1 pseudogene is annotated in these 232 nt (G+C 66.4%); it reads right to left on the bottom strand.

Annotated elements, in window-relative coordinates:
* Positions 1–232: pseudogene (locus tag QP415_RS13115) on the bottom strand (PadR family transcriptional regulator); the annotation flags it as partial.

Raw genomic sequence — 232 nt, 5'->3', positions numbered from 1 at the left:
CCGAAATGCTGACCTCAGCCTGAGCCCAGCTCATCGAGCGACCCTTCGCGGCAGCGAAGGCGGCACGACGCGCGGCCTCGGAGACCGCACCGGACTCGATGTGGTCGAGCCAGTTGAGCTCGGCCTCAAGGTCGAAGATGTGGCGCTCCAGGATGAGCTTCCATGCGAGCTCACCCTCATCGGCCGAAGCCTTCAGGCGGGTGACGTCACGCAGGGAACCCAGGGTCGAGCG

It is taken from the genome of Pauljensenia sp. UMB3104, from assembly GCF_030217285.1.
Lineage (GTDB): Bacteria > Actinomycetota > Actinomycetes > Actinomycetales > Actinomycetaceae > Pauljensenia.
This window is presented reverse-complemented; position numbering and strand designations above follow the sequence as displayed.